A 24,949-nucleotide genomic window follows, 5' to 3' on the forward strand; every position below is an offset into this window, starting at 1 on the left:
CATGCTTGAATACGACAATAAAGTGGATGCCAGCCAACTGAATAGCCTTGCTCTAGCCTATATGGGTGACGCCATTTACGAAACCTATGTGCGGCGTCACCTGCTCTACAGCGGGCAGGTACGGCCGAACCGGCTCCATCGTGAAGGCACCAGGTATGTTTCTGCCAAAGCCCAATGCCAGGTCCTGTTTAACATGATGGATGATGGGATTCTGGACGAGGAAGAGCTGGCAGTGGTCATGCGGGGTCGGAACGCCAAATCCGGGACCGTCCCGAAAAATACCGATGTGCAAACCTATCGGTACAGCACCGCCTTTGAGGCATTGATGGGATATTTATTCCTGACAGGCCGCAAACAACGGCTCGAGGAGCTAATTCGTCAGGCGTTTGATTATGTGGAAACGAAGAAAGGAGGAACGTTAACATGAACCAAGAAGACTACATCGTCGGGAAAAACCCGGTTATTGAAGCATTAAAGTCAAAGCGGGACATTAATAAAATTTTGATTGCCGAGGGCTCCCAGCGGGGACAAATGCAGCAGGTAACCCGGTTGGCAAAAGAAGCGAATGTGCTTGTTCAATTCGTCCCAAAGAAAAAGATCGATCAAATAACGGATCAAAATCATCAAGGAGTCTTAGCCTACGTCGCCGCTTACCAGTATGCCGAATTGGACGATTTATTCCAGGCTGCCGAAGCCAAAAACGAGCCTCCTTTCTTTTTGATCTTGGATGAAATTGAAGACCCGCATAACCTTGGCTCGATTATGAGGACGGCTGATGCTGTTGGGGCCCATGGGATTATCATTCCAAAGAGAAGGGCAGTGGGACTGACAGCCACCGTGGCCAAGGCCTCAACCGGAGCGATTGAGTATATCCCCGTTGCCCGCGTGACAAACATTGCCCAAACGATTGATGAGTTAAAAGAGCGAGGGGTATGGATTGCCGGTACAGACGCCAAGGGTGAGGCCGATTATCGCAGGCTGGATGGGACCTTGCCGCTTGGATTGGTCATTGGAAGCGAAGGAAAAGGAATGGGACGATTAATTCGTGATAAATGTGATTTTCTCATTCATTTGCCAATGGCTGGGAAAGTCACATCGTTAAACGCATCGGTTGCCGCCGCTATATTAATGTATGAGGTATACCGGAAACGGCATGCGCTTGAGGGGTAAAAATGGACATCCTGCTCGTTGATGGTTACAACATAATAGGGGCATGGCCCGAACTGAAGGTCCTTAAGGATCGTGACCTGCCGGCTGCGAGGGACCGGCTGGTCGAGAAGATGGCCGAGTACCAAGCATTCTCTGGGTATCGGGTGATCGTTGTCTTCGATGCCCAGTATGTGCAAGGAACAGAAAAAAAGTACAAAAATCATAATGTAGAGGTTATTTTTACAAAAGAAAACGAAACAGCAGACCAGAGAATTGAGAAAATGGCGATTAGCTTAAGCAACCGCAAAACCCAAATCCATGTCGCCACTTCTGATTATACCGAACAGTGGGCGATTTTTGGACAGGGGGCACTTCGCATGTCCGCACGTGAGCTCATGATTGAAATGGAGTCCATTGAAAAAGGCATCCAAAAAAACGTAAAAACGATTCAGGAAAAAAGGCCAGTCGCAAAAATCCCGATAAGCAAAGAACTAGCAGAAATTTTTGAAAAATGGCGCAGAGGAGAGAAATGAGCCTCGACTTGAAAAAATTAGTAATGTATAATAATAGTATCTATGCTTGTTCGGTGGAGGGGATCTACATTGAGTGCGGACTTCGGAATAAGAATCAACGAACAATACTTCGTGATGGAAGATGAAGAACTAGTTGATTTGGTACACCAGGGTGACAGTGAGGCATTGGACTATTTAATTTACAAGTATCGTAATTTTGTACGTGCAAAAGCAAGATCCTATTTTTTAATCGGGGCGGACAAAGAGGACATAGTCCAAGAGGGAATGATCGGCCTTTATAAGGCAATTCGTGATTTCCGTGAGGACAAGCTCACCTCCTTTAAAGCTTTTGCCGAGCTGTGCATTACCAGGCAAATTATCACGGCAATCAAAACTGCCACAAGGCAAAAGCATATCCCGTTAAATTCCTATGTTTCCTTGGACAAGCCCATTTACGATGAAGAGTCAGACCGTACTTTAATGGATGTGTTGTCAGGTGCAAAGGTGTTAGATCCTGAAGAATTAATTATTAACCAAGAAGAATTTGACCATATTGAGGTCAAAATGGCGGAGTTATTAAGTGATTTAGAGAGGAAGGTTTTAGCCCTGTATTTAGATGGCCAATCCTATCAAGAGATTTCTGAGGAACTTAACCGTCATGTAAAATCAATCGATAATGCCCTCCAGCGCGTAAAAAGGAAATTGGAACGGTATCTCGAAATCCGAGAATTTTCTTTGTGATTTTGAATACGCTCCCATGAATTTGTAGTTTATATGAATCTCGTTCCTCTGGCTGTTGACATTAATTAGGGAGCATGTTACAGTTTTATGGAAATTATAGAAGGTGGCAACCATGAGTAAAAGAAGAGTGCTTGCTTGCACTGTCTGCGGCTCCCGGAACTATTCCACACCCGGCAAGGAAGTGCAGACAGATAGATTGGAATTGAAAAAATTCTGCAAAACCTGCGGAGTTCAAACACTGCATCGGGAAACAAAATAATAGACTTAAGAGTTTGGAATAGAAATGCAATGGGGGTTTAACGACATGAAACGCATAACAAAGTTCTTCAGTGACATCGCACGTGAGATGAGAAAAGTAAGCTGGCCTAAACGTGGAGAATTGACTCGTTCCACGGTTACGGTTATCACCACTGTTGTGTTTTTTGGTCTTTTCTTCACCGTGTTGGATATGGGTTTTTCAAAATTGATTCGCTTAATTCTTGAATAATACGGTATCATTCATGGTATAATGATGATTAATAAAGGACATTTTATCTAAAAAACCCGTTCCCGCGGGTTTTTTAATTGGAAAAAAATGATAAAGTCTCCGACCAAATTGTAAGGAGGGACGGACGCTCTAGTCCTCTTAAATGGAAAAGAATTGGTATGTTGTGCATACTTACTCCGGCTATGAAAATAAAGTAAAAGCCAATTTAGAGAAACGTGTAGAATCAATGGGAATGACGGATAAAATATTTCGAGTTATTGTTCCTGAAGAAGAAGAAACAGAATTAAAAAATGGCAAGAAAAAAGTGGTCAAGCGCAAGGTTTTCCCTGGGTATGTCCTAGTGGAACTTGTCATGACCGATGATTCATGGTACGTAGTACGGAATACTCCTGGAGTAACAGGATTTGTCGGCTCAGCGGGGTCGGGTTCTAAGCCGACTCCTTTGCTGCCGGAAGAAGTGACGTTCATACTAAAACGCATGGGTGTAGAAGAAAAGCGGGCTGATGTTAATTTTGAAATTGGCGAAACCGTCCGCGTGAAGGAAGGCCCGTTTGCCAACTTTACTGGTAACATAGAGGAAATGGATAAGGATAAGGCGAAATTGAAAGTTCTTGTCAATATGTTCGGCCGTGACACTCCGGTGGAATTGGACTTCTCACAGATTGAAAAAATGGACTAGTTTATAGGAAATTGAACATTTATCATCAGATATTGTAAAAAAACTTGAAATCGATGATAAAAAATGTTAATATTTCATAGGTCAGTATGTCTAGTATTTACTGGACTAAGACTTTTGTAAGTTCTTTGTATTTATATAAAGACTAGAGATGAGTGGGAGGGGTAACACCCTGTTAACCACATCACGGACTTTAAGGAGGTGTGTCTCGTGGCTAAAAAAGTAATTAAAGTTGTTAAATTACAAATCCCTGCTGGTAAAGCAAACCCTGCACCGCCAGTTGGTCCTGCACTTGGTCAAGCCGGTGTAAACATCATGGGATTCTGTAAAGAATTTAACGCACGTACAGCAGATCAAGCTGGATTGATTATTCCTGTTGAAATCACGGTATTTGAAGACCGTTCATTTACATTTATTACGAAAACTCCTCCTGCTGCCGTTCTTTTGAAAGTAGCAGCTGGAATTCAGTCTGGTTCAGGCCAGCCTAACCGTAATAAAGTAGCAACAGTAAAGCGTGATAAAGTACGCGAGATTGCGGAACAAAAAATGCCTGACCTTAACGCAGCTAGCGTTGAAGCAGCAATGCGCATGGTTGAAGGTACTGCACGCAGCATGGGTATCGTTATCGAAGACTAATCCATGTGAATACTGTTTGAATGTAATGAAGGGGTTGCGTAGTTTTAAAATGCTCGCAACCTTTTTCGTGGGAGTTATTCAACGTTAAAACCACAATTTTGAGGAGGAAAAAATAATGGCTAAAAAAGGTAAGAAGTATTTAGAAGCTGCTAAGCTTGTAGATCGCACAAAAGCTTACCCAATTGCAGAAGCAATTGAACTTGCTAAAAAAACAAACGTTGCAAAATTTGATGCAACAGTTGAAGTTGCTTTCCGTTTGGGCGTTGATCCTAAGAAAGCTGACCAGCAAATCCGTGGAGCAGTTGTACTTCCAAACGGTACTGGTAAAACTCAACGCGTATTAGTATTTGCGAAGGGTGAAAAAGTGAAAGAAGCAGAAGCTGCCGGTGCAGACTATGTAGGCGATTCGGAGTATATCAACAAAATCCAACAAGGCTGGTTTGACTTCGATGTTATCGTTGCAACTCCTGACATGATGGGTGAAGTTGGTAAACTAGGACGTACATTAGGACCAAAAGGCTTAATGCCAAACCCTAAGACTGGTACTGTTACTTTTGATGTAGCAAGAGCAATTGCTGAAATCAAAGCTGGTAAAGTAGAATACCGTGTAGACAAAGCTGGTAACATCCATGTGCCTATCGGTAAAACTTCTTTCGAAGATCAAAAACTTGTTGAGAACTTCACTACTGTGTTCGACACAATGTTAAAAGTAAAACCTTCTGCAGCTAAAGGTACTTATATGAAGAACGTAACTGTTGCTTCAACAATGGGACCTGGAATCAAAGTTGACCCTTCAACTGCTGCAGCAAGATAATATAAATTTTACCATTTGACAAACAACAGGATATTGAATAGAATATATTTTGTTGTTAAATTTAATAAACATTTGTACCGTAGACAGCAGGTGCGTAAATACGCTTAATTTCCTGCCGAGGTAATGCGATATATTAGCTGATTAAAGCTATTCTTGCAGCCTCCATGTCTTTTGCTCGATATGGAGGCTTTACTTTGCCTGGTATGAATGTAGAGAATCTACAGGAGGTGTTAAGATGAGCAGTGCAATCGAAGCTAAAAAACAAGTCGTTGACGAGATTGCTGAGAAGTTAAAATCAAGTGTTTCAACGATCGTTGTTGATTACCGTGGTCTTTCAGTTGCAGAAGTAACTGAACTTCGTAAACAACTTCGCGAAGCAGGCGTTGATTTCAAAGTTTACAAAAACACAATGACTCGCCGTGCCGCTGAAGCTGCAGGTCTTGAAGGCTTAAACGCTGCATTAACTGGTCCTAACGCAATTGCGTTCAGTACAGAAGATGTAGTAGCACCAGCTAAAATCTTAAACGATTTTGCAAAAAAGAACGAGGCACTTGAACTTAAAGCAGGTGTTATCGAAGGTAATGTCGCTTCAGCTGAAGAGGTTAAAGCTCTTGCTGAACTTCCTTCACGCGAAGGCTTGCTTTCTATGTTGCTTAGCGTACTTCAAGCTCCAATCCGTAATCTTGCTCTTGCTGCAAAAGCTGTGGCAGATCAAAAAGAAGAACAAGGCGCGTAAGCTAGCCTATAACTAAAACATATCGAAAATTTAAGGAGGAACTTTAAAATGACTAAAGAACAAATCATTGAAGCAGTTAAAAACATGACTGTTTTAGAACTTAACGATTTAGTAAAAGCAATTGAAGAAGAATTCGGCGTAACTGCTGCTGCTCCTGTAGCTGTAGTTGGCGGTGCAGGCGCTGCTGCTGCTGAAGAAAAAACTGAGTTTGATGTAATCCTAGCTGGCGCTGGCGATCAAAAAATTAAAGTTATCAAGGTTGTTCGTGAAATCACTGGCCTTGGTCTTAAAGAAGCAAAAGAACTTGTTGACAACACTCCAAAAGCAGTTAAAGAAGGCGCTTCTAAAGAAGAAGCTGAAGAAATCAAAGCTAAACTTGAAGAAGTTGGAGCTAACGTCGAAGTTAAGTAATTCTACTAATGAAGAAAAGCTCGCTGCATAGCGGGCTTTTTTGATTTAAAAGTGAAGGATTCAGTCAGCGGCGTATGCCTGGATTCAAAAGATTTTTTTACTTTTGGTAATACTATATAATATTCCACATCTATTCTTCACATATCTGCTCTCCGGAGGTGATCTCGTGTCAGAACACTATTATTCCCGTACCCAAAACGTTGAAAGTAACCCAAAATATTGGGAGTATACTTTGCGAAACCATTTGTTCCGGTTTAAAACGGACAATGGCGTTTTTTCCAAAAGAGAAGTAGACTTTGGCTCACGCTTGCTGATTGAAACGTTCCGAATGCCGGATATAGAGGGAGATATCCTTGATGTTGGCTGCGGCTATGGACCGATTGGTTTGGCGATTGCAAAAGAATATTCTAGAAGTACTGTACATATGGTGGATGTGAATGAGCGGGCTATTGAGCTGGCTAAGGAAAATGCAGAAAAAAACGGTATTTCTAACGTAAAGATATACGAAAGTGATCGGCTGGAGAATGTGATGGAAATGGCTTTTGCAGCCATTCTGACAAACCCGCCCATTCGGGCCGGAAAAAAGACAGTTCATGATATCTTTGAACAAAGCTTTGACCGCTTGGCCTCTTCTGGTGAACTGTGGGTCGTCATTCAAAAGAAACAGGGAGCTCCATCGGCTCTAGAAAAACTAAAAGAATTATTTTCACGGGTAGAAACCGTTGATAAGTCGAAAGGTTATTTTATTATTAAAGCAACAAAATAGTTGACTCGAATATGCCGTTGTGATAGCATTATAAAATGCCATCATAATAATTTCCGAATTATTCCTTTAAATACTTATTTTTAGTATAAAATCGGCATAAGAAGGAAATGATGACAAAATAATAGTCAAAATGTGAAAATGTGGTTTTTGAGCAAAAAACCCTTTTTCTTTTTGTCTGATAGGAAGAGCATCCGCTTCTTTCTTGAAGGGCTAATAGATTATTTAAATAACGCTTGATTTGAGGGGTGAATCAGTTGACAGGTCAACTAGTTCAGTATGGACGACACCGCCAACGTAGGAGTTACGCGCGAATCAGTGAAGTGTTGGAATTACCAAATCTTATCGAAATCCAAACATCTTCCTATCAATGGTTCTTAGATGAAGGATTGCGTGAAATGTTCCAGGATATTTCGCCAATTGAAGACTTTACTGGTAACCTATCACTTGAATTTATTGATTACAGCCTTGGCGAGCCAAAGTACTCTGTTGAGGAATCGAAAGAACGGGACGTTACATATTCTGCTCCACTCCGGGTGAAAGTGCGTCTTGTAAACAAAGAAACAGGCGAGGTTAAAGACCAAGATGTATTCATGGGCGATTTCCCGCTTATGACAGAAACAGGCACATTTGTCATTAATGGTGCAGAGCGCGTTATCGTATCGCAGCTAGTGCGCTCACCGAGTGTGTACTTCAATGCAAAGGTCGACAAAAACGGTAAAAAAGGGTTCACTGCTACGGTTATTCCGAACCGGGGTGCCTGGCTTGAATATGAGACAGATGCCAAAGATGTCGTTTATGTCAGAATCGACCGCACACGGAAGCTGCCTGTAACAGTATTGCTGCGTTCGCTTGGATTTGGTTCCGATCAAGAGATTATTGACTTGATTGGTGATAATGAGTACATTCGCAATACACTGGAAAAGGACAATACGGAAGGCGTAGATAAAGCGCTGCTTGAAATCTACGAACGCCTGCGTCCAGGTGAACCGCCAACAGTTGAAAATGCGAAGAATTTACTAATATCACGTTTCTTCGATCCAAAGCGATACGACTTGGCTAATGTAGGCCGATATAAAATCAATAAAAAGCTTCATATTAAAAATCGCTTATTTAACCAACGCTTAGCTGAAACGCTGGCTGACCCGGAAACAGGTGAAATTATTGCTGAAAAGGGAACTCTTCTTGATAGAAGAAATCTCGATCGTATTTTGCCTGCCCTTGAGAAAAACATTAATTTCCGAAGCTATAGTCCAGTAGGAGGAGTAGTGGAAGAAGATATCGTTTTGCAAGGGATTAAGATTTATGCCCCTGGCGATGAAAACGAAAAAATGATCAATGTAATGGGTAATGCTTATGTAGCAGAGCCAATTAAAAATATTACTCCGGCAGATATTATCGCTTCTATCAGCTACTTCTTCAATTTATTGCATGGTGTAGGCGATACCGATGATATCGACCATTTAGGTAACAGACGTCTTCGTTCTGTAGGCGAATTGCTGCAAAATCAATTCCGTATTGGTTTGTCACGGATGGAACGTGTTGTCCGTGAAAGAATGTCCATTCAAGATACGGCGACCATTACACCGCAGCAGCTAATCAATATTCGTCCGGTCATTGCGTCAATCAAGGAATTTTTCGGAAGTTCCCAGCTGTCTCAGTTTATGGACCAAACCAACCCGCTTGCGGAATTGACCCATAAACGCCGTTTATCAGCACTAGGACCTGGTGGATTAACACGTGAGCGCGCAGGAATGGAAGTTCGTGACGTTCACTATTCCCACTATGGCCGTATGTGTCCGATTGAGACGCCGGAAGGTCCGAATATCGGTCTTATTAACTCGTTATCAACCTATGCGAAGGTCAATCGTTTCGGCTTTATTGAAACACCGTACCGTAGAGTTGATCCTGATACAGGTAAAATAACGGATCGGATTGATTATCTGACGGCTGATGAAGAAGATAACTATGTTGTTGCCCAAGCAAACTCTCGTCTAGATGAGGATGGTTCATTCCTTGATGAGGAAGTAGTCGCTCGTTTCCGCGGTGAGAACACCACTGTAAAACGTGAACGGATTGACTATATGGATGTATCACCAAAGCAGGTTGTATCCGCAGCCACCGCTTGTATTCCATTCCTAGAAAACGATGACTCCAACCGTGCCTTGATGGGAGCAAACATGCAACGGCAGGCAGTTCCGCTTATGCAGCCAGAAGCGCCACGTGTCGGTACTGGTATGGAATATGTATCAGCGAAAGACTCAGGTGCAGCTGTTATTTGTAAGCATGAAGGTATTGTCGAACATGTAGAGGCCCGTGAAATTTGGGTTCGCCGCGTAAAACAAATTGATGGTCAAGAAGTAAAGGGTGACCTTGATAAATACCGCCTGTTGAAATTTGTTCGTTCTAACCAAGGAATGTGCTATAACCAAAGACCAATCGTTGCGGTTGGTGACCGTGTGGTAAAAGGTGAGGTACTTGGTGACGGACCATCCATGGAATTGGGTGAACTCGCGTTAGGACGAAATGTCCTTGTTGCTTTCATGACTTGGGATGGCTATAACTATGAGGATGCCATCATCATGAGTGAACGTTTGGTTAAAGATGACGTTTATACTTCGATTCATATCGAGGAATATGAATCAGAATCCCGTGATACGAAGCTAGGACCTGAAGAAATCACACGCGATATTCCAAACGTCGGCGAAGATGCACTTCGCAACTTGGATGAGCGTGGTATTATCCGAATTGGTGCCGAAGTAAAAGACGGCGATTTGCTTGTCGGTAAAGTAACGCCAAAAGGGGTAACGGAACTGACGGCGGAAGAACGTCTATTGCATGCTATTTTCGGTGAAAAGGCACGTGAAGTCCGTGATACGTCACTAAGGGTACCACATGGCGGCGGCGGAATAATCCATGATGTAAAAGTATTTAACCGCGAAGATGGCGATGAACTCCCTCCAGGAGTCAATCAGCTTGTCCGCGTTTATATTGTTCAAAAACGTAAAATCCATCAGGGTGATAAGATGGCCGGACGCCATGGTAACAAAGGGGTAATTTCCCGCATCCTTCCGGAAGAAGACATGCCGTTCCTGCCAGATGGCACACCGGTTGATATCATGTTAAACCCATTAGGGGTGCCATCACGTATGAATATCGGTCAGGTGCTGGAACTTCATTTAGGTATGGCTGCAAGATACCTCGGCATTCATGTGGCAACACCGGTATTTGACGGAGCCCGTGAGGAAGATGTTTGGTCAACTATCGAAGAAGCCGGCATGTCCCGTGATGCGAAAACTCTCCTATATGATGGACGTACGGGAGAACCGTTTGATAACCGTGTATCAGTTGGTATCATGTATATGATTAAACTTGCACACATGGTTGATGATAAATTGCATGCCCGTTCCACAGGACCATACTCACTTGTTACACAGCAGCCATTGGGTGGTAAAGCTCAATTCGGCGGACAGCGCTTCGGTGAGATGGAGGTTTGGGCGCTCGAAGCTTATGGTGCTGCCTATACACTGCAAGAAATTCTTACAGTCAAGTCCGACGACGTGGTTGGCCGTGTGAAAACATACGAAGCCATTGTCAAGGGTGAAAATGTACCAGAACCAGGCGTTCCTGAATCATTCAAAGTATTAATTAAAGAACTTCAAAGTCTTGGATTGGATGTTAAGATTCTTTCTGGCGATGAAGAAGAAATTGAAATGCGGGATACCGATGACGATGATGACCTGCAGCAGGTTGACACGTTGAATATTGTTTCTGAAACACCAAGCTTTGAATCTGAAAAGGTTGGTACAAAAGAATAATGGAAAATAGAACAGCATTATCCCCCTTGTGATAGGGGGATAAGCTGCCAGCATGAATTAAAAAGCGGGTAAAACCTGGAGATCAAAAGGGAGGTAGGCCCCTTGTTGGACGTTAATAATTTTGAATACATGAAGATTGGCCTTGCTTCACCGGATAAAATCCGTTCATGGTCATTCGGAGAAGTCAAGAAGCCAGAAACGATTAACTATCGTACGTTAAAGCCTGAGAAAGACGGATTATTCTGTGAAAGAATTTTCGGTCCGACAAAAGACTGGGAGTGCCACTGTGGCAAATACAAGCGTGTCCGCTATAAAGGTGTAGTGTGTGACCGATGCGGAGTAGAAGTAACGCGCGCCAAAGTCCGCCGTGAACGCATGGGCCATATTGAGCTTGCTGCACCTGTTTCCCACATTTGGTACTTTAAAGGAATTCCAAGCCGTATGGGACTTGTCTTGGATATGTCCCCTCGTGCATTAGAAGAAGTGATCTATTTTGCATCGTATGTTGTAACAGAATCTGGCGACACAGCGTTGGAGAAGAAGCAACTATTATCCGAAAAAGAATACCGTACCTATCGCGAAAAATACGGAAACAAATTCCAAGCATCCATGGGTGCTGAGGCCATCAAAAAGCTATTATCCGATATCGACTTAGATAAAGACGTAGACGCCCTGAAAGAAGAATTAAAAACAGCCCAAGGACAGCGCCGTACACGAGCCATAAAGCGCCTTGAGGTATTGGAAGCCTTCCGTAACTCAGGAAACGAACCATCTTGGATGATTCTCGATGTCCTTCCAGTCATACCTCCGGAGCTTCGCCCGATGGTACAATTGGATGGCGGAAGATTCGCTACATCTGATCTAAACGACCTATACCGCCGTGTAATCAACCGTAATAACCGGTTAAAGCGTTTATTAGACCTAGGAGCTCCGAGTATTATCGTTCAAAACGAAAAGCGGATGCTTCAGGAAGCGGTAGATGCGCTAATTGATAACGGCCGCCGCGGACGTCCGGTAACAGGTCCTGGTAACCGTCCATTAAAATCACTATCCCATATGTTAAAAGGGAAGCAAGGCCGTTTCCGCCAAAACTTGCTTGGTAAACGGGTTGACTACTCTGGCCGTTCTGTTATCGTCGTGGGCCCTAACTTGAAAATGTACCAATGTGGCCTTCCGAAGGAAATGGCACTTGAACTATTTAAGCCGTTTATTATGAAAGAGCTTGTTGAAAAAGGGCTAGCCCACAACATTAAGTCTGCAAAACGGAAAATTGAACGAGTGTCCCCTGAGGTTTGGGATGTCTTAGAAGACGTCATTAAAGAACATCCGGTATTACTTAACCGTGCCCCAACGCTGCATAGACTGGGGATTCAGGCTTTTGAACCAACACTTGTTGAAGGACGTGCAATCCGTCTTCACCCGCTCGTATGTACAGCATACAATGCGGATTTCGACGGTGACCAGATGGCCGTTCACGTGCCACTGTCTGCTGAAGCACAAGCAGAAGCTCGTCTATTAATGCTAGCGGCTCAAAACATCTTGAACCCTAAAGATGGTAAGCCGGTTGTTACACCTTCTCAGGACATGGTATTAGGAAACTATTACTTAACATTGGAAAGGGACGGCGCTATCGGTGAAGGTATGATTTTTAACGACACCGCAGAAGCTGAACTAGCTTACCAAAATGGGTATGTTCATTTGCACAGCCGCGTTGCCGTTTTCGCTGGTTCATTAGGGAATGAGACCTTTACAGAAGAGCAGAACCAAATGATGTTGATAACCACTGTTGGTAAAATGATTTTCAATCAGATTCTGCCAAAATCTTTCCCATACATTAACGAACCAACAAGAGATAATCTTGAAGTGAAAACTCCTGAAAAATATTTTGTTGCAAAAGGCGAGGACATCAAAGCGAAAATTCAATCCATGCCATTGGTAGATCCGTTCAAGAAGAAAATTCTTGGTAATGTCATTGCCGAAGTATTTAAACGGTTCAAAATCACCGAAACATCCAAAATGCTTGACCGTATGAAGGATCTCGGATTTAAATATTCAACCAAAGCCGGTATTACGGTTGGGGTAGCGGATATCGTCGTATTAGGTGAAAAACAGCAGATTCTTCATGAAGCCCAAGGAAAAGTGGATAATGTCATGAAGCAGTTCAGACGCGGTTTAATTACCGAGGACGAACGTTATGAACGCGTCATTTCCATTTGGAGCGGTGCAAAGGATACCATCCAGGGGAAATTGATGAAATCATTGGCTAAAACAAACCCAATCTTTATGATGAGTGACTCGGGTGCCCGTGGTAACGCCTCTAACTTTACCCAGTTAGCAGGTATGCGCGGCTTGATGGCGAACCCGGCCGGCCGGATTATCGAGCTCCCAATCAAATCAAGTTTCCGTGAAGGATTAACCGTATTAGAGTACTTTATCTCGACTCACGGTGCCCGTAAAGGTCTTGCGGATACAGCCCTTAAAACGGCCGACTCTGGTTACTTAACACGTCGTCTGGTTGATGTTGCCCAGGATGTTATTGTCAGGGAAGATGACTGTGGTACGGACCGCGGATTTTCAATTAGTGCCTTAAAAGACGGTACAGAAATTATTGAAACGTTGGAAGAGCGGTTAATTGGCCGTTATGCCCGTAATAATATTAAACATCCAAAAACCAATGAAATCATTGTGAAAGAAAATGAACTCATTACCGAAGACCTTGCTGAAGTGATCGTTGGGGCAGGTATCGAGGAAGTTAGGATTCGCTCTGCGTTCACATGTAATACCCGCCACGGCGTATGTAAAAAATGTTATGGTCGCAACTTGGCAACGGGCCAAGAAGTGGAAGTCGGCGAAGCAGTTGGTATTATTGCCGCCCAGTCCATTGGTGAGCCTGGTACACAGTTAACCATGCGTACCTTCCATACAGGCGGTGTGGCTGGAGACGATATCACTCAAGGTTTACCGCGTATTCAAGAAATCTTTGAAGCCCGTAACCCTAAAGGTCAAGCGGTAATTTCAGAAATTGAAGGAACCGTTGTGGGCATTAACGAGGGACGTGACCGTCAACACGAAATCGTCGTTCAGGGCGAAGTGGAGTCCCGCACCTACAATGCTCCATATACGGCCCGTCTGAAAGTGGCTATTGGAGATAAGGTAGAACGCGGTGAAGAGTTAACCGAGGGTTCTATCGATCCGAAGGAACTAATTAAGGTAAAAGACGTCAAATCTGTCCAAGAGTATCTATTGCGTGAGGTTCAGAAGGTATACCGCATGCAGGGGGTTGAAATTGGCGATAAACACGTAGAGGTAATGGTACGTCAGATGCTTCGTAAAGTACGTGTCAGTGATGCGGGCGAAACCGAGGTATTGCCTGGAACACTTCTTGATATTCACCAATTTACGGATGCAAACGAAAAAGCATTACTTAGTGGCAAAATGCCTGCAACAGGACGTCCGGTATTGCTTGGTATCACCAAAGCATCACTTGAGACGGATTCCTTCTTGTCAGCCGCATCGTTCCAAGAAACCACAAGGGTTCTTACAGATGCAGCAATTAAAGGCAAGCGCGATGAATTGCTCGGCTTGAAAGAAAATGTCATTATCGGTAAGCTTGTACCTGCTGGAACAGGAATGCAGCGCTATCGCAAAGCAGAACCGGTTCTAAGGGACACCACATCAGAAGATCCGATTACCGTTGAATAAACTAAAAATGCGGTGCCCAGTCTAAACTGGCACCGCATTTTATAGAATTATTTACTTTTCAACAAAAGGACTCTGTTAAACGATAATGCAGTTTTTTTATTCTGTTGATTGGAGCGGATAGGCTCAACTGCTGCGGAATAGGGGGAAACTACCTGTCACCCCCGCGGATTTGCTGAGCTTCTTATGCTGCAATCAACAGCCATATTTATTATAGCTAACAAAAAAAGTAAAAAATCTATTTGACATCTTTTTTAGAAGATGGTACTATATCAAAGGTGCTCCTATAAGTGATACTTTGGAGGATATGAAATTATGTCTTATGAAAAAGTATTGAAGGCCAATGAAATTATTATAGGAACAAAACAAACAGTCAAAGCACTTAAGGAAGGTATTGTAAAAGAGTTGATCGTTGCTGGCGATGCTGAACCAAAACTCATCGAAAAAGCAATACACGAAGCTCTTGCACATGATATTCCTGTCCAATATTGCGATTCAATGAAAAAATTAGGAAAAGCATGTGGAATACAAGTAGGTGCTGCAGCTGTTGCAATTATTCGTTAAAAACTGTTTTTGCAGTAGTATAGTCTGCAAGAACTTTGTTTTTGCAAAAAAATGAACCACCTGGATGTGTGGGTCAACAAATCGTGAAAGGAGGAAAAAACATGCCTACAATTAACCAATTAGTGCGCAAGCCTCGTCAATCAGTGACTGAGAAATCAAAATCACCAGCGCTAAACAAAGGTTATAACAGCTTTAAAAAATCTCAAACAAATGTATCTTCACCACAAAAACGCGGGGTATGTACTCGTGTTGGTACAATGACTCCTAAGAAACCAAACTCAGCGTTACGTAAATATGCACGTGTACGTTTGACAAATGGTATTGAGGTGACTGCGTACATTCCTGGTATCGGCCACAACCTTCAAGAGCACAGTGTTGTTCTAATCCGTGGCGGACGTGTAAAAGACTTACCAGGGGTACGTTATCATATCGTTCGTGGTGCACTTGACACTGCCGGTGTAAATAACCGTATGCAAGGCCGTTCAAAATACGGTACTAAACGACCAAAAGCAAAAAAATAAAATCATAAAAATATAGAGCTTGTTTGAAAGGAGGAAATACGATGCCACGTAAAGGTCCTGTAGCAAAGAGAGATGTATTGCCAGATCCGCTTTACAATTCAAAGCTGGTTACCCGTTTAATCAACAAAATGATGGTTGACGGTAAGAGAGGTAAATCTCAAGCTATTCTTTACTCATCTTTTGATATTATTCGCGAACGCACTGGCAAAGAACCAATGGAAGTGTTCGAAGCAGCACTTAAAAACATTATGCCTGTACTTGAAGTTAGAGCACGCCGTGTAGGTGGTGCTAACTACCAAGTTCCAGTTGAGGTGCGTCCTGACCGCCGTACAACTCTTGGTCTTCGTTGGTTAGTGAACTATTCACGTCTTCGTGGTGAAAAAACCATGGAAGAGCGTTTAGCTAACGAAATCATGGATGCAGCTAATAACACTGGTGCATCTGTTAAGAAACGTGAAGATACACACAAAATGGCAGAAGCAAACAAAGCGTTTGCTCACTATCGTTGGTAATTTCATCTTCAATCCCAATACTTTCATACTAGGAAGGAGAAAAACCAAATGGCAAGAGAGTTCTCCTTAGAAAACACTCGTAATATCGGCATCATGGCTCACATTGATGCCGGTAAAACGACCACCACTGAACGTGTCCTTTATTACACCGGTAAAATTCATAAAATCGGTGAAACTCACGAAGGCGCGTCCCAGATGGACTGGATGGAGCAGGAACAAGAGCGCGGAATCACAATCACTTCCGCTGCTACAACAGCACAATGGAAAGGTCACCGTGTAAACATCATCGACACCCCAGGACACGTAGACTTCACAGTAGAAGTTGAACGTTCCCTTCGTGTACTTGATGGTGCAGTTGCTGTACTTGATGCGCAGTCTGGTGTAGAACCACAAACTGAAACAGTTTGGCGCCAAGCAACAACTTACGGAGTACCACGTGTTGTGTTCGTTAACAAAATGGACAAAATCGGTGCAGACTTCTTGTATTCTGTAAAAACAATACATGATCGTTTGCAAGCGAATGCCCACCCAATTCAGTTACCTATCGGTGCTGAAGATCAGTTCGAAGCCATCATTGACTTAGTAGAAATGAAAGCTCATTTCTACACCAATGACCTTGGTACTGATATTGAAGTAAAGGAAATTCCAGAAGAATACCGCGCACAAGCTGATGAATACCATGAAAAGCTTGTTGAAGCAGTAGCAGAACTTGATGAAGAATTAATGGAAAAGTATCTTGGCGGAGAAGAAATCTCTATTGAGGAGTTAAAAGCTGCCATCCGTAAAGGTACAGTTAATGTTGAATTCTATCCAGTTATCTGTGGTTCTGCTTTCAAAAACAAAGGTGTTCAATTAATGTTGGATGCAGTTATCGACTATCTTCCATCTCCACTCGATGTACCTTCAATCAAAGGTCATGATGTGGATGATCCGGATGAAGTTCTTGAGCGTCACTCAAACGATGAAGAGCCATTCTCAGCTCTAGCATTCAAAGTTATGACCGACCCATATGTTGGTAAATTAACGTTCTTCCGTGTTTACTCTGGTACTTTAGAGTCTGGATCATACGTTCAGAACTCTACAAAAGGAAAGCGTGAGCGTATCGGACGTATCCTGCAAATGCACGCAAACAGCCGTCAAGAAATCTCTAAGGTTTTTGCCGGTGACATTGCAGCAGCTGTAGGTTTAAAAGATACAACAACAGGCGACACTCTATGTGATGACAAAAACCCTGTAATCCTAGAGTCTATGCAATTCCCAGAGCCTGTAATCCAACTTTCCGTAGAACCTAAGTCAAAAGCTGACCAAGACAAAATGACAACTGCCCTGCAAAAGCTTCAAGAAGAAGATCCAACTTTCCGTGCACATACTGACCAGGAAACTGGACAGGTTATCATCGCTGGTATGGGTGAACTTCACCTAGATATCATTGTTGATCGTATGCGCCGTGAATTTAAAGTTGAAGCAAATGTTGGTGCACCGCAGGTTGCTTACCGTGAAACTTTCCGTGCTTCCGCACAAGTTGAAGGTAAATTTGCCCGTCAGTCTGGTGGCCGTGGACAATACGGTCACGTTTGGATTGAATTCGCTCCAAACGATGAAGGTAAAGGCTTTGAATTCGAAAACGGTATCGTCGGTGGTGTTGTTCCTCGTGAATACATCCCAGCGGTTGAAGCTGGCTTAAGAGATGCTTTAGATCGTGGTGTACTTGCCGGTTATCCGTTAGTTGATATTAAAGCAAGACTATTTGATGGTTCTTACCATGATGTTGACTCCTCTGAAATGGCGTTTAAAATTGCTGCTTCTTTAGCACTTAAAAACGCTGCTTCAAAATGTCAGCCTGTTATCCTAGAACCGATGATGAGAGTTGAAGTGGTAATCCCTGAAGAATATCTAGGTGATATCATGGGACAAATTACAGCTCGTCGTGGTCGGGTAGAGGGAATGGAAGCTCGTGGTAACGCACAAGTGGTACGTTCAATGGTTCCACTTTCAGAAATGTTTGGTTATGCAACTGCCCTTCGTTCAAGTACTCAAGGTCGTGGAGTATTCTCCATGCACTTCGATCACTACGAAGAAGTGCCAAAATCAGTTTCTGAAGAAATAATTAAAAAAAATAAAGGCCAATAATTGACCTTCGGCTTTCTATCAAGTATAACTACTATGTATTAATGGAAACTGTTATTTTGAATCCTCAATATAGCAGTTTCCACTAAAAATATACTTATAAACTTTATAATCCAAAGGAGGATTTTTCAAATGGGAAAAGCTAAATTTGACCGCTCTAAACCACACGTTAACGTTGGAACAATTGGCCACGTTGACCATGGTAAAACTACCCTAACTGCTGCAATCACATCTGTACTTGCTAAACAAGGTAAAGCAGAAGCTCGTGCATACGATCAAATCGACGGTGCTCCAGAAGAAAGAGAACGTGGTATCACAATCTCTACTGCACACGTTGAGTATGAAACTGATGCTCGTCACTATGCACACGTAGACTGCCCAGGACACGCTGACTATGTTAAAAACATGATCACTGGTGCTGCTCAAATGGACGGAGCTATCTTAGTAGTATCTGCTGCTGACGGCCCAATGCCACAAACTCGTGAGCACATTCTTCTTTCTCGTCAGGTAGGCGTTCCTTACCTTGTAGTATTCATGAACAAATGCGACATGGTAGACGACGAAGAATTACTTGAATTAGTAGAAATGGAAGTACGTGACCTTCTTACTGAGTATGACTTCCCTGGTGACGATGTACCAGTTATCAAAGGTTCTGCTCTTAAAGCTCTTGAAGGCGATGCACAATGGGAAGCAAAAATCCATGAACTTATGGAAGCTGTTGATAGCTACATCCCAACTCCAACTCGTGACACTGACAAACCGTTCATGATGCCAGTTGAGGACGTATTCTCTATCACTGGTCGTGGTACTGTTGCTACTGGCCGTGTAGAGCGTGGACAAGTAAAAGTTGGCGACGTTGTTGAAATCGTTGGTTTCACTGAAGAGCCAAAATCAACTACTGTAACAGGTGTTGAAATGTTCCGTAAGCTTCTTGACTTTGCAGAAGCTGGTGACAACATCGGTGCCCTTCTTCGTGGTGTGGCTCGTGACGATGTTGAGCGTGGACAAGTTTTGGCTAAGCCAAAAACTATTAACCCACACACTTCTTTCAAAGCTCAAGTTTATGTATTGTCAAAAGAAGAAGGTGGACGTCATACTCCATTCTTCTCAAACTACCGTCCACAATTCTATTTCCGTACATCTGATATTACTGGAATCATTACTCTTCCAGAAGGTACTGAAATGGTAATGCCTGGCGATAACACTGAAATGACTGTTGAACTAATCGCTCCAGTTGCGATCGAAGAAGGAACAAAGTTCTCTATTCGTGAAGGCGGACGTACAGTTGGTTCAGGTTCAATCACAACTGTTATTAAATAATAAAACAATGTTTCAAAAGCAGATGGGTGACGATCCATCTGCTTTTTTTTATGCTAAAAAGACAATGGCCCTAATAAGGTGAACTGTGTTTCTTCTATATAATAAGTAATCCAAATTGTATGATAAAAACCAATAAATTAGGATATTATTGGAGAATGCATAACCCTATTGAAATTGTTTATCTGACCCGTTATAATAGGAAAAGTGTTAAAACACAATGTAAATCAATTTTATGTTGCATTTACCCAGTGTTTTATGTATAATAGACAATGTTGGTCTTTGACTGCGATGATGTGGGAGGTTGCTGACACACCCGGCCGCTTTGCCATGGCGCGTGTGTAAGGATATTTCCACAGAGTATGTCTATTTTAAAAATAGGCGAATAAAGGAGGGAAAATAATGGCAAAACAAAAAATTCGTATCCGCTTGAAAGCATATGATCACAGAATTCTTGATCAGTCTGCAGAAAAAATCGTTGAAACAGCAAAACGTTCAGGTGCAGCTGTGTCAGGTCCGATTCCGCTTCCAACTGAAAAATCTGTTTATACGATCCTTCGTGCGGTCCATAAGTACAAAGATTCTCGTGAACAATTTGAAATGCGGACACATAAGCGTCTAATCGACATCGTTAACCCAACTCCACAAACAGTTGATGCTTTGATGCGTTTAGATTTACCATCTGGTGTTGATATTGAAATCAAACTTTAATCAAAATAAACATTTAAACCTACAGGAGGTGTGACTTACATGACCAAAGGAATCTTAGGAAGAAAGATTGGTATGACTCAAGTATTTGCAGAGAATGGCAATTTAATCCCGGTAACTGTTGTTGAGATAGCTCCAAACGTTGTTCTTCAAAAGAAATCTGTTGAAACTGATGGCTATAGTGCTATTCAAGTTGGTTTCGAAGACAAACGTGAAAAGTTATCCAATAAGCCAGAAAAAGGGCATGCTGCAAAAGCAAATACTGCTCCTAAGCGCTTCGTTCGCGAATTCCGCGAAGATGACTTAGCAGGCTATGAAGTTGGTCAAGAAGTCAAAGTTGATATTTTCGCTGCTGGCGATTTAGTAGATGTTACAGGAATCTCAAAGGGTAAAGGTTTCCAAGGCTCAATTAAGCGCCACGGACAATCACGCGGCCCAATGGCACACGGTTCTCGTTATCATCGTCGTCCTGGTTCAATGGGACCTGTTGCTCCAAACCGTGTATTCAAAGGCAAATTGTTGCCTGGACGTATGGGTGGAGAACAAGTAACTGTACAAAACCTTGAAATTGTTAAAGTTGACGCTGAACGCAACTTGCTTTTAATCAAAGGTAACGTTCCAGGAGCTAAAAAAGCATTACTAAAAATTAAAGGTGCGGTTAAAGCATAATTAATTTTTCGGAAAGGAGGAAAAAGGAATGCCTAAAGTAGCATTATTAAACCAAACTGGTTCTCAAGTTGGTGAAATCGAACTAAACGAGTCAGTGTTTGGAATTGAGCCTAACCAACACGTATTATTTGAAGCAATCGTTATGCAACGCGCTTCTTTACGTCAAGGTACTCACAGCGTAAAAAATCGTTCTGATGTAAGCGGCGGTGGTAAAAAGCCATGGCGTCAAAAAGGAACAGGTCGTGCACGTCAAGGTTCGATCCGTTCACCACAATGGCGCGGAGGCGGTGTCGTATTTGGTCCTACGCCACGCAGCTACAGCTATAAATTGCCTAAAAAAGTTCGTCGTTTAGCTATTAAATCTGCACTATCTTCTAAAGTTCTAGAAGAGAACATCTTAGTGTTAGAGAGCTTAAACGTAGAAACTCCAAAAACAAAAGACTTCAAAGCTGTTTTAAATGGTCTTTCTGTTGAGAAAAAAGCATTAATCGTTACTGCAGACCTTGATGAGAACGTAGCATTATCTGCTCGTAATATCCCTGGTGTAACGGTTGTAACGGCTGATGGAATCAACGTATTAGACGTTGTAAATCATGAGAAATTGATCATGACTAAAGCAGCGGTTGAAAAAGTAGAGGAGGTGCTTGCATAATGGATGCACGCGATATCATTAAGCGCCCCGTTATCACTGAACGTTCTACTGACCTAATTGCTGAAAAAAAATATACTTTTGAAGTAGATGTGAGAGCTAACAAAACTCAAGTAAAAGATGCTGTAGTAGAAATTTTCGGCGTTGATGTTGAGAAAGTTAACATCATGAACTACAAAGGTAAATTTAAGCGTATGGGTAAATTCGGCGGTTATACAAACAAACGTCGTAAAGCAATTGTGAAATTAACAGCTGACAGCAAAGAAATCGAATTCTTTGAAAGCTAAAAACTAACAAGAAGAGGAGGGAAACAAAATGGCGATTAAAAAGTACAAACCTACCTCTAATGGTCGTCGTGGAATGACAGTATCTGATTTCGCAGAAATCACAACTAGCACTCCTGAGAAATCTCTATTAGCTCCTTTAAAGAGCAGAGGCGGCCGTAATAACCAAGGTAAGTTAACTGTTCGTCATCAAGGTGGCGGCCATAAGCGTCAATATCGGATCATCGATTTTAAACGTACTAAAGATGGCATTCCAGGACGCGTTGCCACTATTGAATATGATCCAAACCGTTCTGCAAATATTGCGTTAATCAATTATGCTGATGGTGAAAAGCGTTATATCCTAGCACCTAAAAATCTTGAAGTTGGAATGACTGTTATGTCTGGCCCTGAGGCTGATATTAAAGTGGGTAATGCACTTCCACTATTAAACATTCCAGTCGGTACTGTTGTACACAACATCGAGTTAAAACCTGGTAAGGGCGGTCAATTAGTACGTTCTGCCGGCACTAGCGCACAAGTTCTTGGTAAAGAGGGCAAGTACGTATTAGTTCGTTTGACTTCCGGAGAAACTCGTTACATTCTTTCTGAATGCCGTGCTTCTATCGGTCAAGTTGGTAATGAGCAGCATGAACTTATCAAAATTGGTAAAGCTGGTCGTTCTCGCTGGTTAGGCAAACGTCCAACAGTTCGTGGTTCTGTTATGAACCCTAATGATCACCCACACGGTGGTGGTGAAGGACGCGCTCCAATCGGACGTAAATCACCAATGTCACCATGGGGTAAACCAACTCTTGGTTTCAAAACTCGTAAGAAGAAAAATAAATCGGATAAACTTATTGTTAACCGTCGTAAAAAATAACGGGATTGTACTACGGTTCGAGACAAGAGCCGTAGAGCAATCACGAAGGGAGGTTCCTTCATGGGTCGCAGCTTAAAAAAAGGACCATTTGTTGATGATCATTTAATGGTTAAAGTTGAAAAGTTAAATGAGACTGAAAAAAAGCAAGTAATTAAAACTTGGTCACGCCGTTCTACGATCTTCCCACAATTTATCGGTCATACGATTGCTGTTTATGATGGACGCAAACATGTGCCTGTATATGTTACAGAAGATATGGTAGGTCATAAGCTTGGAGAATTCGCTCCAAGTCGTACTTACAAAGGCCACGCCGCTGATGATAAGAAAACAAGACGTTAAGAGAGGAGGGCATCCAAATGCAAGCTAAAGCTGTTGCTAGAACAGTCCGTATTGCTCCTCGTAAAGCACGTTTAGTCGTTGATTTAATCCGAGGAAAGCAAGTTGGTGAAGCGGTGGCGATTTTAAATCTCACACCTAAGGCTGCTTCTCCAATCGTAGAAAAAGTATTAAAATCTGCTATGGCAAATGCTGAGCACAACTACGAAATGGACGTAAATAATCTAGTTGTTGCACAAGCATTCGTTGACGAAGGACCAACATTGAAACGTTTCCGCCCACGCGCTATGGGACGTGCAAGCCAAATCAATAAACGTACTAGTCATATTACTATCGTACTATCAGAGAAGAAGGAGGGATAATCTGTGGGTCAAAAAGTAAATCCAGTCGGACTGCGTATTGGAATCATCCGTGATTGGGAATCTAAATGGTATGCAGGCAAAGACTTTGCTGATCTTTTACACGAAGATATTAAAGTTCGTGAATATATCACAAAGCGCTTAAAAGATGCCTCTGTTTCTAAAGTCGAAATCGAACGTGCAGCAAACCGTGTTAACGTTACTGTCCATACAGCTAAACCTGGTATGGTTATCGGTAAAGGCGGTACTGAAGTTGAAGCACTTCGTAAAGCTTTAAATCAATTAACTGGCAAACGTGTTCATATCAACATTCTTGAAATCAAGAAAGCTGACATTGATGCAAAATTGGTTGCTGAAAACATCGCTCGTCAATTAGAAAACCGTGTTTCTTTCCGTCGTGCGCAAAAGCAAGCAATTCAACGTTCAATGCGTGCAGGTGCTAAAGGTATTAAAACACAGGTATCTGGACGTTTAGGCGGTGCAGATATCGCTCGTGCAGAACACTATAGCGAAGGCACAGTTCCACTTCATACACTTCGCGCTGACATTGACTATGCTACAGCTGAAGCTGACACTACTTATGGTAAGCTCGGTGTTAAAGTATGGATCTATCGTGGAGAGGTCCTTCCTACTAAGAAGAAATCTGAGGAAGGAGGCAAATAATCATGTTATTGCCAAAACGCGTTAAATATCGCCGTCCACACCGTGGAAGCATGAAAGGCACTTCAAAAGGCGGCACTGAAATTACTTTCGGTGAATATGGCTTACAAGCATTAGAGGCTTCCTGGATTACAAACCGTCAAATTGAAGCAGCTCGTATTGCAATGACACGTTACATGAAACGTGGCGGTAAAGTTTGGATTAAAATTTTCCCGCATAAAGCTTATACAGCAAAACCGTTAGAAGTTCGGATGGGTTCCGGTAAAGGGGCACCTGAAGGCTGGGTTGCTGTAGTAAAACCAGGCAGAATCATGTTTGAAATTGCTGGTGTACCTGAGGAAGTTGCCCGTGAAGCTCTTCGTCTTGCTATGCACAAACTTCCAATCAAATGTAAGTTTGTAAAACGTGAAGAAATTGGTGGTGAATCAAATGAAAGCTAATGAAATTCGTGACCTTACCACTGCTGAAATTGAACAAAAAGTAAAATCTCTTAAGGAAGAGCTTTTCAACCTTCGCTTTCAATTGGCGACTGGACAACTAGAAAACACCGCACGCATTCGTGAAGTTCGTAAAGCGATTGCCCGTATGAAAACTGTTGTTCGTGAGAGAGAAATCAGTTTTAACAAGTGATCAATGAAGGGAGGTTCACGTTGATGAGTGAACGCAACCAACGCAAGGTTTATACTGGACGCGTCGTTTCTGACAAAATGGATAAAACCGTTACTGTTCTAGTCGAAACATATAAAAAGCATGCACTTTACGGTAAACGCGTTAAGTACTCTAAAAAGTTCAAAGCTCATGATGAGCAAAACGCTGCAAAAGTCGGCGATATCGTTCGTATCATGGAAACTCGTCCGCTTTCAGCTACCAAACGCTTCCGTTTAGTAGAAGTTGTAGAAAAAGCAGTCATTATTTAATGGTTCGGATTAGCTTTATTCC

At 42.5% G+C, this 24,949-nt stretch carries 30 protein-coding genes and 1 other annotated feature; all 30 genes read left to right on the plus strand.

Annotated elements, in window-relative coordinates:
• Nucleotide 1 precedes the first annotated feature (1 nt).
• The 30 genes from ACY8D0_RS21270 to rpsQ all read left to right on the plus strand — a co-directional run bounded on the left by ACY8D0_RS21270 (nt 2) and on the right by rpsQ (nt 24,927).
• Nucleotides 2-427 (plus strand): Mini-ribonuclease 3, encoded by a 426-nt coding sequence (locus ACY8D0_RS21270; RefSeq protein ID WP_462412542.1) that lies wholly within the window; start codon nt 2-4, stop codon nt 425-427.
• Nucleotides 424-1,170: a 23S rRNA (guanosine(2251)-2'-O)-methyltransferase RlmB gene (rlmB, locus tag ACY8D0_RS21275; protein WP_462412543.1), complete on the plus strand. Its 747-nt coding sequence runs from the start codon at nt 424-426 to the stop codon at nt 1,168-1,170. Before ACY8D0_RS21270 ends, rlmB begins: the two co-directional genes overlap by 4 nt.
• A gap of 2 nt (nt 1,171-1,172) precedes the next feature.
• A complete protein-coding gene (locus ACY8D0_RS21280) occupies nt 1,173-1,682 on the plus strand; it encodes an NYN domain-containing protein (RefSeq protein ID WP_462412544.1) in 510 nt (169 codons plus the stop codon).
• A 114-nt stretch (nt 1,683-1,796) separates the two neighbouring features.
• The gene (gene sigH / locus ACY8D0_RS21285) at nt 1,797-2,402 is read left to right on the plus strand and encodes an RNA polymerase sporulation sigma factor SigH (RefSeq protein ID WP_462413147.1); all 606 of its coding nucleotides are present in this window, start codon (nt 1,797-1,799) and stop codon (nt 2,400-2,402) included.
• Nucleotides 2,403-2,514: 112 nt separating this feature from the next.
• Nucleotides 2,515-2,661, plus strand: a complete 147-nt coding sequence (gene rpmG / locus ACY8D0_RS21290; protein WP_462412545.1) for a 50S ribosomal protein L33 — start codon at nt 2,515-2,517, stop codon at nt 2,659-2,661.
• Nucleotides 2,662-2,706: 45 nt separating this feature from the next.
• Nucleotides 2,707-2,889 carry a preprotein translocase subunit SecE gene (gene secE / locus ACY8D0_RS21295; protein WP_462412546.1) on the plus strand — a complete coding sequence of 61 codons (183 nt, stop codon included), beginning with the start codon at nt 2,707-2,709 and terminating at the stop codon, nt 2,887-2,889.
• A 142-nt stretch (nt 2,890-3,031) separates the two neighbouring features.
• Complete coding sequence (gene nusG, locus ACY8D0_RS21300) at nt 3,032-3,568, plus strand: transcription termination/antitermination protein NusG (protein ID WP_462412547.1); 537 nt, start codon at nt 3,032-3,034, stop codon at nt 3,566-3,568.
• Between the two features lie 207 nt (nt 3,569-3,775).
• Nucleotides 3,776-4,201 carry a 50S ribosomal protein L11 gene (gene rplK, locus ACY8D0_RS21305; RefSeq protein ID WP_042453928.1) on the plus strand — a complete coding sequence of 142 codons (426 nt, stop codon included), beginning with the start codon at nt 3,776-3,778 and terminating at the stop codon, nt 4,199-4,201.
• Nucleotides 4,202-4,316: 115 nt separating this feature from the next.
• On the plus strand, nt 4,317-5,015 hold the full coding sequence (rplA, locus tag ACY8D0_RS21310) for a 50S ribosomal protein L1 (RefSeq protein WP_462412548.1): 699 nt from the start codon (nt 4,317-4,319) through the stop codon (nt 5,013-5,015).
• Between the two features lie 59 nt (nt 5,016-5,074).
• Nucleotides 5,075-5,217, plus strand: a sequence feature (ribosomal protein L10 leader region).
• A gap of 33 nt (nt 5,218-5,250) precedes the next feature.
• Nucleotides 5,251-5,751 carry a 50S ribosomal protein L10 gene (gene rplJ, locus ACY8D0_RS21315; RefSeq protein ID WP_462412549.1) on the plus strand — a complete coding sequence of 167 codons (501 nt, stop codon included), beginning with the start codon at nt 5,251-5,253 and terminating at the stop codon, nt 5,749-5,751.
• A gap of 48 nt (nt 5,752-5,799) precedes the next feature.
• Nucleotides 5,800-6,162 carry a 50S ribosomal protein L7/L12 gene (gene rplL, locus ACY8D0_RS21320; protein ID WP_462412550.1) on the plus strand — a complete coding sequence of 121 codons (363 nt, stop codon included), beginning with the start codon at nt 5,800-5,802 and terminating at the stop codon, nt 6,160-6,162.
• Between the two features lie 166 nt (nt 6,163-6,328).
• Nucleotides 6,329-6,928, plus strand: coding sequence for a class I SAM-dependent methyltransferase (locus ACY8D0_RS21325; RefSeq protein ID WP_462412551.1), 600 nt, complete (start codon nt 6,329-6,331; stop codon nt 6,926-6,928).
• 254 nt (nt 6,929-7,182) lie between these two features.
• On the plus strand, nt 7,183-10,743 hold the full coding sequence (gene rpoB, locus ACY8D0_RS21330) for a DNA-directed RNA polymerase subunit beta (protein WP_462412552.1): 3,561 nt from the start codon (nt 7,183-7,185) through the stop codon (nt 10,741-10,743).
• A 102-nt stretch (nt 10,744-10,845) separates the two neighbouring features.
• The gene (gene rpoC / locus ACY8D0_RS21335) at nt 10,846-14,445 is read left to right on the plus strand and encodes a DNA-directed RNA polymerase subunit beta' (protein ID WP_462412553.1); all 3,600 of its coding nucleotides are present in this window, start codon (nt 10,846-10,848) and stop codon (nt 14,443-14,445) included.
• Between the two features lie 312 nt (nt 14,446-14,757).
• On the plus strand, nt 14,758-15,006 hold the full coding sequence (locus tag ACY8D0_RS21340) for a 50S ribosomal protein L7ae-like protein (protein WP_462412554.1): 249 nt from the start codon (nt 14,758-14,760) through the stop codon (nt 15,004-15,006).
• 101 nt (nt 15,007-15,107) lie between these two features.
• Nucleotides 15,108-15,527: a 30S ribosomal protein S12 gene (gene rpsL / locus ACY8D0_RS21345; RefSeq protein ID WP_462412555.1), complete on the plus strand. Its 420-nt coding sequence runs from the start codon at nt 15,108-15,110 to the stop codon at nt 15,525-15,527.
• A 41-nt stretch (nt 15,528-15,568) separates the two neighbouring features.
• Nucleotides 15,569-16,039 carry a 30S ribosomal protein S7 gene (gene rpsG / locus ACY8D0_RS21350; RefSeq protein WP_042453947.1) on the plus strand — a complete coding sequence of 157 codons (471 nt, stop codon included), beginning with the start codon at nt 15,569-15,571 and terminating at the stop codon, nt 16,037-16,039.
• Between the two features lie 48 nt (nt 16,040-16,087).
• The gene (gene fusA, locus ACY8D0_RS21355; RefSeq protein ID WP_462412556.1) at nt 16,088-18,169 is read left to right on the plus strand and encodes an elongation factor G; all 2,082 of its coding nucleotides are present in this window, start codon (nt 16,088-16,090) and stop codon (nt 18,167-18,169) included.
• A gap of 129 nt (nt 18,170-18,298) precedes the next feature.
• Nucleotides 18,299-19,486 carry an elongation factor Tu gene (tuf, locus tag ACY8D0_RS21360; protein ID WP_462412557.1) on the plus strand — a complete coding sequence of 396 codons (1,188 nt, stop codon included), beginning with the start codon at nt 18,299-18,301 and terminating at the stop codon, nt 19,484-19,486.
• Nucleotides 19,487-19,885: 399 nt separating this feature from the next.
• Nucleotides 19,886-20,194: a 30S ribosomal protein S10 gene (gene rpsJ, locus ACY8D0_RS21365; protein ID WP_007085291.1), complete on the plus strand. Its 309-nt coding sequence runs from the start codon at nt 19,886-19,888 to the stop codon at nt 20,192-20,194.
• Between the two features lie 39 nt (nt 20,195-20,233).
• Nucleotides 20,234-20,860, plus strand: coding sequence for a 50S ribosomal protein L3 (rplC, locus tag ACY8D0_RS21370; RefSeq protein WP_462412558.1), 627 nt, complete (start codon nt 20,234-20,236; stop codon nt 20,858-20,860).
• 28 nt (nt 20,861-20,888) lie between these two features.
• Nucleotides 20,889-21,512: a 50S ribosomal protein L4 gene (rplD, locus tag ACY8D0_RS21375; protein ID WP_462412559.1), complete on the plus strand. Its 624-nt coding sequence runs from the start codon at nt 20,889-20,891 to the stop codon at nt 21,510-21,512.
• The gene (gene rplW, locus ACY8D0_RS21380) at nt 21,512-21,796 is read left to right on the plus strand and encodes a 50S ribosomal protein L23 (RefSeq protein WP_462412560.1); all 285 of its coding nucleotides are present in this window, start codon (nt 21,512-21,514) and stop codon (nt 21,794-21,796) included. Before rplD ends, rplW begins: the two co-directional genes overlap by 1 nt.
• A gap of 28 nt (nt 21,797-21,824) precedes the next feature.
• Complete coding sequence (rplB, locus tag ACY8D0_RS21385) at nt 21,825-22,655, plus strand: 50S ribosomal protein L2 (protein WP_462412561.1); 831 nt, start codon at nt 21,825-21,827, stop codon at nt 22,653-22,655.
• A 60-nt stretch (nt 22,656-22,715) separates the two neighbouring features.
• Nucleotides 22,716-22,994 carry a 30S ribosomal protein S19 gene (gene rpsS / locus ACY8D0_RS21390; protein ID WP_191275954.1) on the plus strand — a complete coding sequence of 93 codons (279 nt, stop codon included), beginning with the start codon at nt 22,716-22,718 and terminating at the stop codon, nt 22,992-22,994.
• A 17-nt stretch (nt 22,995-23,011) separates the two neighbouring features.
• A complete protein-coding gene (rplV, locus tag ACY8D0_RS21395) occupies nt 23,012-23,353 on the plus strand; it encodes a 50S ribosomal protein L22 (protein WP_042453964.1) in 342 nt (113 codons plus the stop codon).
• Nucleotides 23,354-23,356: 3 nt separating this feature from the next.
• Nucleotides 23,357-24,013, plus strand: a complete 657-nt coding sequence (gene rpsC, locus ACY8D0_RS21400) for a 30S ribosomal protein S3 (protein WP_042453966.1) — start codon at nt 23,357-23,359, stop codon at nt 24,011-24,013.
• 2 nt (nt 24,014-24,015) lie between these two features.
• Nucleotides 24,016-24,450, plus strand: a complete 435-nt coding sequence (gene rplP, locus ACY8D0_RS21405) for a 50S ribosomal protein L16 (RefSeq protein WP_462412562.1) — start codon at nt 24,016-24,018, stop codon at nt 24,448-24,450.
• The gene (gene rpmC, locus ACY8D0_RS21410) at nt 24,440-24,640 is read left to right on the plus strand and encodes a 50S ribosomal protein L29 (RefSeq protein WP_191275951.1); all 201 of its coding nucleotides are present in this window, start codon (nt 24,440-24,442) and stop codon (nt 24,638-24,640) included. Before rplP ends, rpmC begins: the two co-directional genes overlap by 11 nt.
• Before the next feature lie 23 nt (nt 24,641-24,663).
• Nucleotides 24,664-24,927: a 30S ribosomal protein S17 gene (gene rpsQ / locus ACY8D0_RS21415; RefSeq protein WP_462412563.1), complete on the plus strand. Its 264-nt coding sequence runs from the start codon at nt 24,664-24,666 to the stop codon at nt 24,925-24,927.
• Nucleotides 24,928-24,949 lie beyond the last annotated feature (22 nt).

Source organism: Neobacillus camarae, assembly GCF_054950115.1.

Excerpts from the sequence above, each read along its gene's own strand:
- ACY8D0_RS21270 (WP_462412542.1), top strand. The coding sequence starts at position 2 with ATGCTTGAATACGACAATAAAGTGGATGCCAGCCAACTGAATAGCCTT.
- rlmB (WP_462412543.1), top strand. The coding sequence starts at position 424 with ATGAACCAAGAAGACTACATCGTCGGGAAAAACCCGGTTATTGAAGCA.
- ACY8D0_RS21280 (WP_462412544.1), top strand. The coding sequence starts at position 1,173 with ATGGACATCCTGCTCGTTGATGGTTACAACATAATAGGGGCATGGCCC.
- sigH (WP_462413147.1), top strand. The coding sequence starts at position 1,797 with ATGGAAGATGAAGAACTAGTTGATTTGGTACACCAGGGTGACAGTGAG.
- rpmG (WP_462412545.1), top strand. The coding sequence starts at position 2,515 with ATGAGTAAAAGAAGAGTGCTTGCTTGCACTGTCTGCGGCTCCCGGAAC.
- secE (WP_462412546.1), top strand. The coding sequence starts at position 2,707 with ATGAAACGCATAACAAAGTTCTTCAGTGACATCGCACGTGAGATGAGA.
- nusG (WP_462412547.1), top strand. The coding sequence starts at position 3,032 with ATGGAAAAGAATTGGTATGTTGTGCATACTTACTCCGGCTATGAAAAT.
- rplA (WP_462412548.1), top strand. The coding sequence starts at position 4,317 with ATGGCTAAAAAAGGTAAGAAGTATTTAGAAGCTGCTAAGCTTGTAGAT.
- rplJ (WP_462412549.1), top strand. The coding sequence starts at position 5,251 with ATGAGCAGTGCAATCGAAGCTAAAAAACAAGTCGTTGACGAGATTGCT.
- rplL (WP_462412550.1), top strand. The coding sequence starts at position 5,800 with ATGACTAAAGAACAAATCATTGAAGCAGTTAAAAACATGACTGTTTTA.
- ACY8D0_RS21340 (WP_462412554.1), top strand. The coding sequence starts at position 14,758 with ATGTCTTATGAAAAAGTATTGAAGGCCAATGAAATTATTATAGGAACA.
- rpsL (WP_462412555.1), top strand. The coding sequence starts at position 15,108 with ATGCCTACAATTAACCAATTAGTGCGCAAGCCTCGTCAATCAGTGACT.
- rpsG (WP_042453947.1), top strand. The coding sequence starts at position 15,569 with ATGCCACGTAAAGGTCCTGTAGCAAAGAGAGATGTATTGCCAGATCCG.
- fusA (WP_462412556.1), top strand. The coding sequence starts at position 16,088 with ATGGCAAGAGAGTTCTCCTTAGAAAACACTCGTAATATCGGCATCATG.
- tuf (WP_462412557.1), top strand. The coding sequence starts at position 18,299 with ATGGGAAAAGCTAAATTTGACCGCTCTAAACCACACGTTAACGTTGGA.
- rpsJ (WP_007085291.1), top strand. The coding sequence starts at position 19,886 with ATGGCAAAACAAAAAATTCGTATCCGCTTGAAAGCATATGATCACAGA.
- rplC (WP_462412558.1), top strand. The coding sequence starts at position 20,234 with ATGACCAAAGGAATCTTAGGAAGAAAGATTGGTATGACTCAAGTATTT.
- rplD (WP_462412559.1), top strand. The coding sequence starts at position 20,889 with ATGCCTAAAGTAGCATTATTAAACCAAACTGGTTCTCAAGTTGGTGAA.
- rplW (WP_462412560.1), top strand. The coding sequence starts at position 21,512 with ATGGATGCACGCGATATCATTAAGCGCCCCGTTATCACTGAACGTTCT.
- rplB (WP_462412561.1), top strand. The coding sequence starts at position 21,825 with ATGGCGATTAAAAAGTACAAACCTACCTCTAATGGTCGTCGTGGAATG.
- rpsS (WP_191275954.1), top strand. The coding sequence starts at position 22,716 with ATGGGTCGCAGCTTAAAAAAAGGACCATTTGTTGATGATCATTTAATG.
- rplV (WP_042453964.1), top strand. The coding sequence starts at position 23,012 with ATGCAAGCTAAAGCTGTTGCTAGAACAGTCCGTATTGCTCCTCGTAAA.
- rplP (WP_462412562.1), top strand. The coding sequence starts at position 24,016 with ATGTTATTGCCAAAACGCGTTAAATATCGCCGTCCACACCGTGGAAGC.
- rpmC (WP_191275951.1), top strand. The coding sequence starts at position 24,440 with ATGAAAGCTAATGAAATTCGTGACCTTACCACTGCTGAAATTGAACAA.
- rpsQ (WP_462412563.1), top strand. The coding sequence starts at position 24,664 with ATGAGTGAACGCAACCAACGCAAGGTTTATACTGGACGCGTCGTTTCT.